Genomic DNA, 12,883 nt, shown 5'->3' with positions numbered 1-12,883 from the left:
GGTTTTGCTGGAGATACGCAGACACTGATCCATCTTGTCCCTCACCCCATCTTCCCCGGATTGAATATGCCGGCCGGATCGAATTTTTCCTTCACCCGCCGCGACAGCATCGCCACCGCCTCGGGTTCGGGGTGGAACGCAGATGTGACCGCCCTCGCCTCGGCAGATGCACGGATCAGCGTCGCGTGGCCGCCGCCGAGCGCCTTGATGTAGCGACGGACCAGCTCGGCTTCCGGGCCTGCCTCCAAGCGCATCCAGACGAGGCCGCCCTGCCAGTCGTAGAAGGCGTCGACGCCGGCATCCAGGCGGAGGGCCGCGACCAGCTGATGGCCGGTGCCGGGGGCGACCGAGACGCGCCAGACCGGCCGCGCGGTGCCGTCGGCATAGGGCAGCACATCGCGAATTTCCTGCCAGAGCCTGGAGCTTTCCGGCTGTTCCAGCCGCGTGACCGTGGCGAGGCCCGACATTGCCGCGGCAAGCTTTTCGATGCGCACGTCGACCGAGCTCGGCAGGCCTTCGATGCGCAGAACCGTCGCCTCGCCCTCGGGCAATTTGCCGGCGAGGAATTTCCACGTCACCGTCAAGGGCAGATGGGCAGCACCCGAGACTTCGACCGGCAGCGCCATCGCCGCCGCCATGGCGTTTGCCGCCTCGGCGTCGTTGAGGCCTGATAGCACCACCGTCCGCTCCGTCTTCGGGCGCGGCGGCACGCGGAAGGTGACTTCGGTGAGGAAGCCCAGCGTGCCATGCGAGCCGGCGATCAGCTTGACGAGATCGAGGCCGGTAACATTCTTCATCACCCGGCCGCCGGCCTTGATGATCTCGCCCTTGCCGTTGACGAAGCGCACGCCGAGTAGGCTGTCGCGGGCGGCACCCCCGATCAGCCGGCGCGGACCGGAGACATTGGCGGCAAAGACGCCGCCGATGGTCGGCTCGCCGGATGTGCCCATCACAGGGCGATGATCCATCGGCTCGAAGGCGAGCATCTGGCCGCTCTCCGAAAGTGCCGCTTCGACCTCGGCAAGCGGCGTGCCCGATCGGACGGTCATGACCATTTCGCCGGGATTATAGGCGACGATGCCGGCAAGCCCGGTCGAGCGCAGCCGGTTCTCGGCGGCAACGGCATTGCCGAAGCCCGAGCGGGTCTCGCCGCCGCAGATCGCCAGCGGCCGGCCGCTCTGCGCATGGGCGCGGACGATCGCTGCGGCCTCTTCCTCGCTCGTCGGCATCAGATCGATCATGCGGCGGGGCGCCCCTCGAGCGGGAAGACCTTCGACGGATTGAGGAGCCAGCCGGGATCAAAGGCAGCACGCGCTGCCATCTGCTGGGCGAGATCGACCTCGGAATATTGGTGGCGCATCAGGTCGCGCTTCTCGATGCCGACGCCATGTTCGCCGGTGAGGCAGCCGCCGGCATCGACGCAGAGCCGAAGGATATCGTTGCCGGCCGCCTCGGCACGGGCGGCATCCTCGGGATCATTGGCGTTGAAGAGGATCAGCGGGTGCATGTTGCCGTCGCCGGCATGGAAGACGTTGGCGACGCGCAAGCCGTAATGATCGACGATCTCGGCGGTTCTTTTCAGCACGTGCGAGAGCTGACTGAGCGGCACGGTGCCGTCCATGCAGATATAGTCGGCGATGCGGCCGGTGGCGCCGAAGGCGGATTTGCGGCCCTTCCAGATCAGCGCCGCCTCTGTCGCCGACTGGCACTCGCGCACGGTTTTCACAGCGTGCCGGCGGGCAATCTCGACGATGTCCTTCAGCGCGGCGTCCATCTCCGCTTCCGACCCTTCGACCTCGACGATCAACAGCGCGCCGACATCGAGGGGGTATCCGGCATGGGCGAAGGCTTCACAGATCTCGATTGCCGGCTTGTCCATGAATTCGATCGCCACCGGGATAATGCCGGCGGCAATGACATCGGCAACGCAGGCGCCGGCCTCTTCCGAGCTCTCGAAGCCGAAAAGCACGGGGCGCGCGCCTTCCGGCTTGGCGATCAACCGCACCGTCGCCTCGGTGACGATGCCGAGCTGGCCTTCGTGGCCGCAGACGAGGCCGAGCAGGTCATAGCCTGCCGCATCCAGCGCCTTGCCGCCAAGCTCGATCACGGTGCCGTCGACCAGCACCATCCTGACGCCGAGCAGATTGTTGGTGGTGACGCCATATTTCAGACAGTGGGCGCCGCCTGAATTCATGCCGATATTGCCGCCGATGGTGCAGGCGAGCTGCGAACTCGGATCGGGCGCATAGAAAAAGCCGTCCGCGGAGACGGATTCGGAAATATTGAGATTGGTGACGCCGGCCTGAACCACGGCGACGCGGTTCGGCAGATCGATTTCGAGGATGCTGTTCATCTTCGACAGGCCGAGCACGACGGCATCCTCCTGCGGAATGGCGCCGCCGGAGAGCGAGGTGCCGGCGCCGCGCGGCACGACGGGAATGCCGTAGCGATTGCAGTAACGCATGACGGCCGAAACCTCAGCCGTGGTGCGCGGCAGGGCGACGGCGAGCGGCAGGCGACGGTAGGATACGAAGGCGTCGGTCTCGAACGGCACCAGTTCGCGCGCCTCATGCACCAGGCATTCCGGCGGCAGAAGATCGGTCAGATCGGCAACGATCTGGGCTCGGCGCGCCAGCACGTCGGCACGGGGGCTGAGAAACGAAATGGCGTCGGACATGGCGTTCTCCCTGGCCCTGACGAGGGGGAATGACAGCGGGAAGATGGCAGCGGAAACCGGCCGCGAACCTCCCTGCCGCCGATAAACCGGCTTAGCACTTTCCCGAAAGTGGCGCAAATGCTAAGCACTTATGCCAAAAGGGGAAAAAGTCACAAAACCTTATGACCAATCTGGGTGATCTCGAAATCTTTGCCAAGGTCGTTTCAACGGGAAGCATGTCGCTCGCCGGCCGCGCGCTCGGCTTTTCCCCGGCCGTCGTCTCCAAACGGATCAAGCGGCTGGAAGACCGGCTGGGTACCCGGCTTCTGCAGCGCACGACGCGGCAGATCTCGCTGACGGAAGCCGGACAGGGCTTCTACGACCGCGTTCTCGGCATTCTCGCCGGACTGGAGGAGGCAGAATTCTATATTTCCGGCCGCTCGGCGCAGATGCACGGCACGCTGAAGATCTCGGCGCCGACCTCCTTCGGGCGCATGCACATCGCGCCGCATCTGAAGGATTTCATGGAGGCGCATCCCGAGCTTGCGATCAACCTGGTGCTGACCGACGAATTCAGCGACATCGTCGGCGGCGGCTTCGATCTGGCGATCCGCATCGCCGAACTCACCGATTCGAGCCTCGTCGCCCGCCGTCTGGCGCCGGTGCGCCGGCTGCTCTGCGCCTCGCCGGACTACCTTGCAGTGCATGGCGAGCCGAAGCACATCGACGAGCTGAAACACCATCGCTGCCTGCCGGCCCACAATAACGACACCTGGCGGCTGAACGGGCCGGACGGAGCGCTGAGTCTCAGGCCGGAAGGCTTGCTGATCACCAATTCCAGCGAGGTGATCCGCGAGGCGGTCATCGGCGGTCTCGGGATCGCGCTGCGCTCCACCTGGGATATCGGCGAAGAGCTCAAGGCCGGCCGGCTGCTGCAGGTGCTGCCGGCCTATGAAGGCTCGCACAATGTCGCGCTGTCGGCCGTTTATCCCAGCCGGCAGTTCCTGCCGGCCAAGGTGCGGCTGTTCATCGACTATCTGGCAGAGCTTTATGGCCCCGTCCCCTATTGGGAGCGCTGATGGCAGCGCCGATTCAGCGCGCCAGCCTCTCGATGACGAGATCCAGCAGGGCGCGCAGCCGCGCCAAGCGCTTCATGTCGCGGTGATAGCCGACCCAGGTGTCGCGGCCGGGTGGCGGTTCACCGAGATCGACCAGTTCGATGGCCGCAAGGGAATCGCCGAGCGGCCGTGGCAGGACGGCGAGCCCGGCTCCGTTGGCGCAGAGCGCAGCCTGCACATCGCGGTTGTTGCTGCGCATGACGATGTCGGCCCGCGGCAACAGGCGCCGCAGCCAGCCGACATCCGGCATATCGCCGAAAGCCTCGTCCATGGTGACGAGGCGGGTGCCCGCGCCGTCGCCGGCTTCGGGGTGCAGCGCGCCGCGGCTGATGTAAAGGCCATATTCGATATGGATGAGCTTGCGCGATATGACGTCCGCTTCCGCGAAGGGCTGGATGCGGAAGACGAGGTCGGCTTCGCGTCGCGACAGGCTGAGAAGCCGGCTGTCGGTCAACAATTCGACCACCACCTTCGGATGGACTTGCGAGAATTCCGCCAGCACCGGCGAAAGCACATGTGCGCCGAACCAATCGGATGAGGACAGCCTGAGAAAACCATCGAGCTGGCGGCTGCCGCCGACAAGGACGCGCTCCATGGCGAGCGCCTCCTCCTCGATGCGTTCAGCGCCGGCGAACACGGCTGCCCCTTCGTCCGTCAGGACGAATCCATCCGTCGTGCGCTGAAAAAGCGTCTGGCCGAGAGAGGCTTCAAGGGCACGCAGCCGCCTACCCATCGTCGGCTGCGTCAGCCCGAGGTTGCGGGCTGCTGCCCCCAGCGTGCCAAACCGCGCGATCGCCAGAAACAGCTTGAGGTCGCTCCATTCCATCGCTCGCATCCGCCAAACAAAAATGCATGGACTTCAGCCGTTATCTTTCATTTTCATTCGCGTTTCAATGAACCATTTTTCTTCCACGCCAATTGCGGTGTCCCTGCAGACGCCGCACCGCGAACGAAGGAGAGTTCCATGCCTGTAGAATCACCGATGAAAGCGCTGCTGGCTGAAGCGCCAAATTCGCCATTGCGCATCGCCGATATTGCAAAACCGGTGCCCGGCGAAGGCCAAGTTCTGGTGCGCATCATGGCAAGCGGCGTCAATCCGCTCGACCTCAAGATCCGGGCCGGCAATGCGGCCCATGCCCGCCATCCGCTTCCCGCCATTGTCGGTATCGATATGGCCGGCGTTGTCGAAGAGATCGGAACTGGCGTCAGCGGTTTCCGCCGCGGCGACGCAGTCTACGGCATGACCGGCGGGGTCGGCGGTATTCAGGGATCGCTTGCCGAATTTGCAGCTGTCGACGCCGCGCTGCTGGCGCCAAAGCCGCGGAATCTGTCGATGCGCGAGGCAGCCGCCCTGCCGCTGATCTCGATCACCGCCTGGGAGGGGCTTGTCGACCGCGCCGGCGTCAAGGCCGGCCAGAAGGTTCTGGTGATTGGCGGCGGCGGTGTCGGCCATATCGTCGCGCAGATCGCCAAGGCTGCCGGAGCCGAGGTGTATGTGGTCGACGGCGCTTCGAAAGCGGACTATCTCGCCGGCCTTGGCGCAACACCGATCGATCGTGACGTGGAAACGGTTGAAACCTATGTCGCAAGACACACCGGCGGCAAGGGTTTCGATCTGGTCTACGATACGGTTGGCGGCCAGGGGCTCGATACGGCATTCCGAGCCGTCGGCCAGTTCGGCCACGTCGTGAGCTGCCTTGGCTGGGGAAGCCATGCGCTGGCGCCGCTCTCCTTCAAGGCCGCCACCTATTCCGGCGTCTTCACGCTGCTGCCGCTTCTGACCGGCGAAGGACGCGCCCATCACTGTGAGATCATGCGGGAGATGACGAAGCTCGCCGAAGCCGGCAAGGTGATGCCGAAGCTCGACCCACGCCGCTTCACCCTTGCCGATACAGATGAGGCGCATCGGCTGATCGAAACCCGGCAGGCGGACGGGAAGCTCGTCGTCGAGATCGACTGATCTAATCCGTCCGCGGAATTAACGCGCCAGATCGAGGTAGGCGTTCGCCACCATGGCATCGATATCCGCGGGCACAGGCACGATGCAGGATTGGGGGCCGGCCTCGCCTTTGGCGATGCGCTCCAGGCAGCGGGCCTGAAGGGTGAAGCCGAGATCCATGGACTCTACCGTATTGCCGAGCGGCCGCGGGCCGGCGAGATTGGCCATGTGGCCGCCACCGAGCACATGGAAGGAGCGGCCGTCGCGGAGATGGAAGGTCTCGATATGGTCGGCTTCGTAGCGATCGATGCCGACGACATCGGAATGGCCATGGAAGGCTTCGACATCGATCTCATGCGGGAAATGGCCGCCATTCATTAGGATCGCGCCGTCCTTGATGAGCGGCAGGTCGGCTGCCGTCACGATGCCGGCAAAACCGGTGACGGTGAGGATTATATCGGCCGAGCGGATCGCCGCGTCGCGCAGCGGTGTGGCGAAACCGTCGAGATGAGCTTCGAGCGTCGTCACCGGATCGATATCCACGACGCTGACGGTGGAAAAGGCATTGCGGAAACAGGCGGCCGTGCCCTTGCCGCAGGCGCCGTAGCCGAAGACCGTCACGCGTTTGCCGTTGGTGGAGCGGTTGGTGAAGCGCAGGTAGCTTTCGAACAGGCTCTGGCCGACGGCATGCCTGTTTTCGGCGAACTGCTTGATCGGGCTGTCGTTGATGACGAGGATCGGCAGGTTCAGGCGCGCGCCCAGCGGCAACAGGCGGGTGCGGCCAGAGGTGGTTTCCTCGGTGCCGCCGCGGAGATTGGCGTAAGGCTTCTCCGCCGCGATGGCGAAGAGATCGCCGCCATTGTCGAGCAGCAGATCCGGCTTTTCGGCAATGACCGCTTCGAGGTTCTGATGGTGAGCGGCGGGATCGGTCGTCTGCGTCGCGAAGACCGTGATGCCTTGGGAACGCAGGAACTCGACCGTCGAAGGCTGGGTGCTGTTGAGATTTCCGGTGCAGACGAGACGCGCGCCGCCGGCGCGAAGCGTCATCAGCAGCGCCACCGTCTTCGGCTCCAGATGAATGCCAGTGCCGATCGACAGGCCCTCGAAGGGGAGCGTCCGCTCGAATTCGGCGGCCGTCGCCCTGAGCAGCCGGCAGCTGTTACCGATCCAGTCGATGCGGGTTGCGCTCTTTTCCATCATCTCTTTCCTACGTGAGTGTTGGTGCCGTTTTTAGCGGAGCAACAGGGCTGCGAGTATGGAAGTAATTCTGGCGAGAGTGCAGAAAATCTGCTCTTTCAGGCCGGCGTCCCACAACGAAGCAGCCAACCGGACAAGGCCGCAAAGGCCGGCCGTTTCGCATCCGGCGTGCGGCAGCAGAGGCGGTAGCCTGATGGCCGGGAGATGAAGCCGTAGGGCGCGACCAGATGCCCGCGCTTGAGATCGTCCTCGATCGAGGCGCGTGGTGCAAGCGCCATGCCCAGCCCGGAGCGGGCAGCACCCAGCGCCAGCAGCAGATCCTCGAATTCTTGGACGCGGGAAAAGACGACCGGCGGCGTGCCGCTTTCGGCAAACCATTCGTCCCAGAGCTTCGGAACGCTGCGGCTGGCGAGCATCGTCAGCGCGCCCATCGTCGCCGGGTCGCTCGATAGTGTCGCGGCAAGCGAAGGCGTGGCGACCGGGCCGAACTCGTCCGCCATGAACCGCAGGGCGGCAATGCCTGCGGCCGGCCGATATTCGCCGCCCATGATCACAGCGTCCAATTCGGGGTGCATCTGCAGCGGCTCGACCACGGTCATCGGCACGATGTCGACGGTATCGCCGAGGCTCGCTTGCATGCCTGCCATACGCGGCATCAGCCACCAGACCGCGAAGGCGGAGGGCACGCCGAGACGGATGCGGCTCGGCACGGTGCCTTCGAGCTCGGAAGCGGCGCGCTGCAGGATGTCGAAAGCCGCACTGGAAGCCTCGGCGAAAGCGCTGGCCTGCAGGGTCGGGACCAGCCTGCGGCCGTCACGCGTGAAGAGCTTGCGGCCGAAGTGATTCTCCAGCGTGGCGATCTGCTGGCGTACCGCGCCGCGCACCACATTCAGCTCTTCGGCAGCCTTCAGAATGCTGCCATGACGGCAGACGGCCTCGAAGGCGCGGATGGCATTGAGCGGTGGAAGACGCATGAGGACGACATTCACAAAATCACAGTGGATCACTAGATCTCGCCATTGAACGAAAGGCAAGATCACGCCATATTGTACAGCTGTGCAATGTGACGCATTCGAGACAGGGTGTGACGGATTTTCCGAACCTGTCACACCTCGATTTCCCCTATGAACGGCGATCAAATCGCGTTTCGAGTCGTGCTGCGCCTTTTGAATTGCGTAAGCTTTCCGTGATATACGTATATGAGTGATTCCTAACGACGACTGCGAAGGTGACCCGACCATTGACTCTTCTCGCCCGACTGGCTTCTGATGTGCAACTGATGTTCCGGCGTCCGCCGCGGCAGCAATATGGGGCGCTGTGCTATCGGGTAAAGAAGAAGAGCGGCGAGGCCGAGGTGCTGTTGATGACGAGCCGCGACACCGGCCGCTGGGTCATTCCCAAAGGCTGGCCGATGACGCGCAAATGCGCCCATGAGGTCGCGATGCAGGAAGCCTTCGAGGAAGCCGGTGTCCGCGGCGTAGTCGAAACGGAAACGCTTGGCGCCTACAGCTATTCGAAGGTGCTGCGCGACGGGGTGCAGGTGATCTGCAAAGTCCAGGTCTATGCACTCGAAGTCACCGACATGGCGAAGAACTTCAAGGAAAAAGGCGAGCGCCGCATCGAATGGGTCTCGTTCGACGATGCGGCCGGGCGCGTGCGTGAACCGGAGCTCCGCCACCTCTTGCTCGCCTTTAAGCGGACGATGACCGACCGGCTTTCGGTCGCAGCGGCAAAGCAAATTCCGGCGGAATGAATCCTGCCATCTTGCACTGCTAGGAAAGCAGCGTAGAAGCAGAGTCATCCTCAGGAAAAAGAATGCCGCCACGTCCCGCAGTCCTCACGAAACGCACGCTCGACAAGGACCTCGACAAGATCACTCATGCCGAGGATGCCGCGAAGCATGTTTTGCGGCGGCTGGTGGCGCCCGGTCTCGGGCTGATTTTCGTCGGTCTCGCCATGCTCTTTGCCGGCGTCTATGTGTTCGACCGGCCGGGAGCGATGCTCGTCGTGGCGGCGGCAGCCCTTGCCGGCTATATGGCGATGAACATCGGCGCCAATGACGTGACCAACAATGTTGGTGCTGCCGTCGGCGCGCGCGCCATGACGATGGGCCAGGCATTGGTCATCGCTGCGATTTTCGAAGTTCTTGGCGCCACGATCGCCGGTGGCGAGGTCGTCAAGACGATTTCCTCAAACATCGTCGACGCCGTTCAGGTACCGCCAGCGCTGCTTGGCTGGATTATGATGGCGGCGCTGATGGCGGCGGCCCTCTGGATCAACCTCGCAACCTGGATGAACGCGCCGGTTTCCACCACCCATGCAATCGTCGGCGCGGTGATCGGGGCCGGCATCTCAGCGGTCGGGCCGGAGCCGGTGAACTGGCAGGTGATGCTGGAGATCACCTCGAGCTGGATCACCTCGCCGTTGATCGGCGGGCTGATTGCAGCCGGGCTGCTTTATCTCGTCAAGACCCTCATTATCTATCGCGATGACAAGGTCGCCGCGGCCCAACGCTGGGTGCCGGTGCTGGTCGCGGTGATGGCCGGCGGCTTTATGGCCTATATGGTGCTGCAGCTGTCGCCCACGGGCAGGTTCCCGCCGCTGACCGTCCTCCTCATCGGGATCGGCATCGGGCTGGTGAGCTGGCTTGCCGCCCGGCCGCTCGTGCTCGCCCAAGCGCGGGATCTCGAAAACCGCAATAGCTCGCTGCGGACGCTGTTTCGGCTGCCGCTCATCGGCTCTGCGGCGCTGCTGTCCTTCGCGCATGGCGCAAACGACGTTTCGAACGCCGTCGGGCCGCTGTCGGCGATCGTCCATTCTGTCGGCATCGGCGGCGGCGACGGCATCGGGCATCCGCCGCTCTGGGTGATGCTGATTGGCGCCTTCGGCATCTCCGTCGGCCTGCTGCTCTTCGGGCCGCGCCTCATTCGCCTGGTCGGCGAGGAGATCACCAAGCTCAATCCGATGCGGGCCTATTGCGTCGCGCTGTCGACGGCCTTTACCGTCATCGTCGCCTCCTGGCTCGGCCTGCCGGTCAGCACCACACATATCGCCGTCGGCGCCGTCTTCGGCGTCGGATTCTTCCGTGAATGGTACACGCGCCATTCGAAGCGCCGCATCGCCTATATCAGGCGCAAGGCCGAGAGCTTTGATATCGACGAGCCGGAGGAGCCGAATATCCACGAGACGCGGCGGCGCTATCTCGTGCGCCGTTCGCATTTCATGACGATCATCGCCGCCTGGATCGTCACAGTGCCGGTTTCGGCAGCGCTTGCGGCAATGATTTATTGGGTTATGTTCGCGCTCTTCGTCTAAAGCGCGTCACGATCTTGAAGATCCGCGTGCCGCGCTTTAGGTCTTTGTTTTTCTGCATGTCTTTGTCGCAAAGCCGCTGCACAGTTTTGCGAGACATGCTTCAAGACCCCGAGTTTTTTAAATGCGCGCCAATTTCCGTATGCAACGGCTTTTCGTCGAAGCGCCGCTTTCCAGCGGTGCCGTCGTGGAGGCGAATGCCGATCAGTTCAACTATCTCGCCAATGTGCTGAGGATGGAGGAAGGTGCGGCGATCCTGCTCTTCAACGGCCGCGACGGCGAGTGGAAGGCTACCCTCTCCTTCCCCACGCGCAAACGCATTCAGCTTACGGCCACCGAACAGACGCGGCCGCAGCCGCAGCCTTGCGACCTGCATTATCTCTTTGCGCCGCTCAAGGTCGGCCGCATGGACTATCTCGTGCAGAAAGCCGTCGAAATGGGGGCCGGCCTGCTCCAGCCGGTCATGACCCAACACGTCCAGGGCAAGATCACCAATCTCGACAAGCTGCGTGCCAATGTCGTCGAGGCGGCGGAGCAATGCGGCATTCTCGGCATTCCCGATGTCGCCGAGCCGGTCAGACTTCTCGACCTGCTCGACAGCTGGCCAAGCGAGCGCCGCATCATCTATTGCGACGAGGGCGATGCCGGGCAAAACCCGCTGCCGGTGCTCTCAGCGATCAGGGAGAGACATCTCGCTCTGCTCGTCGGGCCGGAAGGCGGCTTTTCGGAAGAAGAGCGGGCGCGGCTTCGAAGCCTCGATTTCGTCACCGCCATTCCGCTCGGGCCACGCATCCTGCGGGCCGATACGGCAGCCGTTGCGGCCTTGGCGGTGGTCCAGGCGGCGATCGGCGACTGGAACTAAGGTCGAAAACGGGTTGACATGGAAATCGCTGTTATTTTTTTGATGCATCGTTGAAACAATTTCACTTGCAACATGGGTGGCTTGGGTCCTAATCACCCTTCCAATTGCCCGGCCCCCTGGGCGCTTTTTGAATACAGGTATCCCGCATGGCCCGCGACACTACCGACCAGACACCGCTCTCTTCGGTCCAGGATCTGACCGATTATATCGCCGCGGGCAACAAGCCGCGGGAGCGCTTCCGGATCGGCACCGAACACGAGAAATTCGCTTTCTTCCGCGCCGACAACAGCCCGGTTCCCTATTTCGGCGATGCCAGCATTTCGGCCCTTTTGACCGGCCTGCAGAAAAAAAGCGGCTGGGAGCCGATCACCGACGGCGGCAACATCATCGGCCTTGCCGAGCAGCATGGCATGGGCGCGATCTCGATCGAGCCCGGCGGCCAATTCGAACTCTCCGGTGCACCGCTGGAGACGATCCACGAGACCTGCAAGGAATCGAACCAGCATCTGGCGACGCTGCGCGAAATCGCCGAGCCGATGGGCATCCGCTTCCTCGGCATCGGCGGCAGTCCGAAATGGACCTATGCGGAAACCCCGCAGATGCCGAAATCACGCTACGAGATCATGACCCGCTATATGCCGAAGGTCGGCACCCAGGGTCTCGACATGATGTACCGCACCTGCACGATCCAGGTGAACCTCGACTTCTCCTCGGAAGCCGACATGCGCAAGAAAATGCGCGTCTCGATGAAGCTGCAGTCGCTGGCGACCGCCCTCTTCGCATCCTCGCCCTTTACCGAGGGCAAGCCGAACGGGCTGCTCTCCTGGCGCGGCGATATCTGGCGCGACGTCGACAACCGGCGCGCCGGCCTGCTCGACTTCACCTTCCGCGACGACTTCGGCTTCCGCGACTATGCCGAATGGGCGCTCGACGCGCCGATGTATTTCATCGTCCGTGACGGCCGCTATCACGACTGTACCCATGTCACCTTCCGCCAGTTCATGAACGGCGCATTGAAGGGCGAGGTCGCCGATCCGGCGCCGACGATGGGTGACTGGACGAACCATCTTTCGACACTTTTCCCCGACGTGCGGCTGAAGCGTTTCCTCGAAATGCGCGGCGCCGACGGCGGCCCGTGGCGCCGCATCTGTGCGCTGCCGGCCTTCTGGGTCGGCCTGCTCTACGATGATGCGGCACTCGAGGCCGCCGACGAGCTGACGAAGGATTGGAGCTTTGCCGAGATCAGCGCCCTGCGCAATGCCGTTCCCGCCGAAGGGTTGAAGGCGCAATTTCGCGGACATCCGCTCTTCGACATGGCGCGCGAAGTGGTCGGCATATCACGGGCCGGTCTCAAGGCGCGCGGCAAGCTCAACCGGGAAGGCCAGGACGAGACGATCTTCCTGGCGCCGCTCGACGAGGTGCTCGCCAAGAAGGCGACGCTCGCCGAGGATCTGCTTTCGCTCTATCACGGCCGCTGGCACGGCTCCGTGGAACCGGTCTTCGAGGACTATCAGTACTGAGTCCGACCCAAAGCGGTTCCGCTTTTATCGGAATCGCTCTGACGCCCCTATTTTCGGCTGTTTCCGAGCAGCGGAAATGAAGGCCGGCGACCTAGCACGATGCGAGGATTGAAAGAGATAGAGCGTCCTTTGTGTGTCCGAAAGCACGCACGGCGCACTCTTGCTCCAACGACCTGCCGCTGGAGCCTCGGCCGCATGCTCTCGCTAAATTCCTCCCTAAGTTCTTATGGCAAAAAGCAGTTTGCTCATTGCCATTTCCGGTTATAGTGGCGTTACAAC

11 protein-coding genes are annotated in these 12,883 nt (G+C 63.4%); 6 read left to right on the top strand and 5 right to left on the bottom strand.

Features of this window, described 5'->3' with window-relative positions:
* Nucleotides 1-41 precede the first annotated feature (41 nt).
* Both glcE and CUJ84_RS02490 read right to left on the bottom strand, forming a co-directional pair.
* Complete coding sequence (gene glcE / locus CUJ84_RS02495; protein ID WP_105005055.1) at nucleotides 42-1,241, bottom strand: glycolate oxidase subunit GlcE; 1,200 nt, start codon at nucleotides 1,239-1,241, stop codon at nucleotides 42-44.
* Entirely contained in the window at nucleotides 1,238-2,677 is a 1,440-nt protein-coding gene (locus CUJ84_RS02490) for an FAD-linked oxidase C-terminal domain-containing protein (protein WP_105005054.1), read from the bottom strand. The genes glcE and CUJ84_RS02490 overlap by 4 nt, the downstream gene beginning before the upstream one ends.
* 161 nt (nucleotides 2,678-2,838) lie before the next feature.
* Between CUJ84_RS02490 and CUJ84_RS02485 the strand changes: the two genes are divergently transcribed.
* On the top strand, nucleotides 2,839-3,735 hold the full coding sequence (locus CUJ84_RS02485) for a LysR family transcriptional regulator (protein WP_105005053.1): 897 nt from the start codon (nucleotides 2,839-2,841) through the stop codon (nucleotides 3,733-3,735).
* A 13-nt stretch (nucleotides 3,736-3,748) separates the two neighbouring features.
* Here the strand turns inward: CUJ84_RS02485 and CUJ84_RS02480 are convergent, their stop codons facing one another.
* Entirely contained in the window at nucleotides 3,749-4,600 is an 852-nt protein-coding gene (locus CUJ84_RS02480) for a LysR family transcriptional regulator (protein WP_105005052.1), read from the bottom strand.
* Between the two features lie 138 nt (nucleotides 4,601-4,738).
* On the opposite strand from CUJ84_RS02480, the gene CUJ84_RS02475 reads away from it, so the two are divergent.
* Nucleotides 4,739-5,734: a zinc-dependent alcohol dehydrogenase family protein gene (locus tag CUJ84_RS02475; protein WP_105005051.1), complete on the top strand. Its 996-nt coding sequence runs from the start codon at nucleotides 4,739-4,741 to the stop codon at nucleotides 5,732-5,734.
* Nucleotides 5,735-5,752: 18 nt separating this feature from the next.
* Here CUJ84_RS02475 and CUJ84_RS02470 read toward each other — a convergent pair whose 3' ends face one another.
* The gene (locus CUJ84_RS02470) at nucleotides 5,753-6,910 is read right to left on the bottom strand and encodes an adenosylhomocysteinase (protein WP_105005050.1); all 1,158 of its coding nucleotides are present in this window, start codon (nucleotides 6,908-6,910) and stop codon (nucleotides 5,753-5,755) included.
* Nucleotides 6,911-7,008: 98 nt separating this feature from the next.
* Nucleotides 7,009-7,917 carry a LysR substrate-binding domain-containing protein gene (locus tag CUJ84_RS02465; RefSeq protein WP_105005049.1) on the bottom strand — a complete coding sequence of 303 codons (909 nt, stop codon included), beginning with the start codon at nucleotides 7,915-7,917 and terminating at the stop codon, nucleotides 7,009-7,011.
* Nucleotides 7,918-8,150: 233 nt separating this feature from the next.
* Between CUJ84_RS02465 and CUJ84_RS02460 the strand changes: the two genes are divergently transcribed.
* From CUJ84_RS02460 to CUJ84_RS02445, 4 genes are all read left to right on the top strand, one after another.
* Nucleotides 8,151-8,663, top strand: coding sequence for an NUDIX hydrolase (locus CUJ84_RS02460; RefSeq protein WP_105005048.1), 513 nt, complete (start codon nucleotides 8,151-8,153; stop codon nucleotides 8,661-8,663).
* Between the two features lie 62 nt (nucleotides 8,664-8,725).
* The gene (locus CUJ84_RS02455; protein ID WP_105005047.1) at nucleotides 8,726-10,225 is read left to right on the top strand and encodes an inorganic phosphate transporter; all 1,500 of its coding nucleotides are present in this window, start codon (nucleotides 8,726-8,728) and stop codon (nucleotides 10,223-10,225) included.
* A gap of 121 nt (nucleotides 10,226-10,346) precedes the next feature.
* The gene (locus CUJ84_RS02450; RefSeq protein WP_105005046.1) at nucleotides 10,347-11,084 is read left to right on the top strand and encodes a 16S rRNA (uracil(1498)-N(3))-methyltransferase; all 738 of its coding nucleotides are present in this window, start codon (nucleotides 10,347-10,349) and stop codon (nucleotides 11,082-11,084) included.
* Between the two features lie 146 nt (nucleotides 11,085-11,230).
* The gene (locus tag CUJ84_RS02445; RefSeq protein WP_105005045.1) at nucleotides 11,231-12,604 is read left to right on the top strand and encodes a glutamate--cysteine ligase; all 1,374 of its coding nucleotides are present in this window, start codon (nucleotides 11,231-11,233) and stop codon (nucleotides 12,602-12,604) included.
* Nucleotides 12,605-12,883: the final 279 nt, after the last annotated feature.

The sequence above is a fragment of the Rhizobium leguminosarum genome, from assembly GCF_002953715.1.
GTDB classification, from domain to species: Bacteria; Pseudomonadota; Alphaproteobacteria; order Rhizobiales; family Rhizobiaceae; genus Rhizobium; species Rhizobium leguminosarum_V.
Note: the sequence above shows the minus strand (reverse complement) of the source record. Positions and strands in the feature narration are given on the sequence as shown.

What these genes read in the sequence shown, in the direction of transcription:
- CUJ84_RS02475 (WP_105005051.1), top strand. Translation starts at nt 4,739, where the DNA reads ATGCCTGTAGAATCACCGATGAAAGCGCTGCTGGCTGAAGCGCCAAAT.
- CUJ84_RS02480 (WP_105005052.1), bottom strand. Translation starts at nt 4,600, where the DNA reads ATGGAATGGAGCGACCTCAAGCTGTTTCTGGCGATCGCGCGGTTTGGC.
- CUJ84_RS02470 (WP_105005050.1), bottom strand. Translation starts at nt 6,910, where the DNA reads ATGGAAAAGAGCGCAACCCGCATCGACTGGATCGGTAACAGCTGCCGG.
- CUJ84_RS02445 (WP_105005045.1), top strand. Translation starts at nt 11,231, where the DNA reads ATGGCCCGCGACACTACCGACCAGACACCGCTCTCTTCGGTCCAGGAT.
- CUJ84_RS02450 (WP_105005046.1), top strand. Translation starts at nt 10,347, where the DNA reads ATGCGCGCCAATTTCCGTATGCAACGGCTTTTCGTCGAAGCGCCGCTT.
- glcE (WP_105005055.1), bottom strand. Translation starts at nt 1,241, where the DNA reads ATGATCGATCTGATGCCGACGAGCGAGGAAGAGGCCGCAGCGATCGTC.
- CUJ84_RS02485 (WP_105005053.1), top strand. Translation starts at nt 2,839, where the DNA reads ATGACCAATCTGGGTGATCTCGAAATCTTTGCCAAGGTCGTTTCAACG.
- CUJ84_RS02490 (WP_105005054.1), bottom strand. Translation starts at nt 2,677, where the DNA reads ATGTCCGACGCCATTTCGTTTCTCAGCCCCCGTGCCGACGTGCTGGCG.
- CUJ84_RS02455 (WP_105005047.1), top strand. Translation starts at nt 8,726, where the DNA reads ATGCCGCCACGTCCCGCAGTCCTCACGAAACGCACGCTCGACAAGGAC.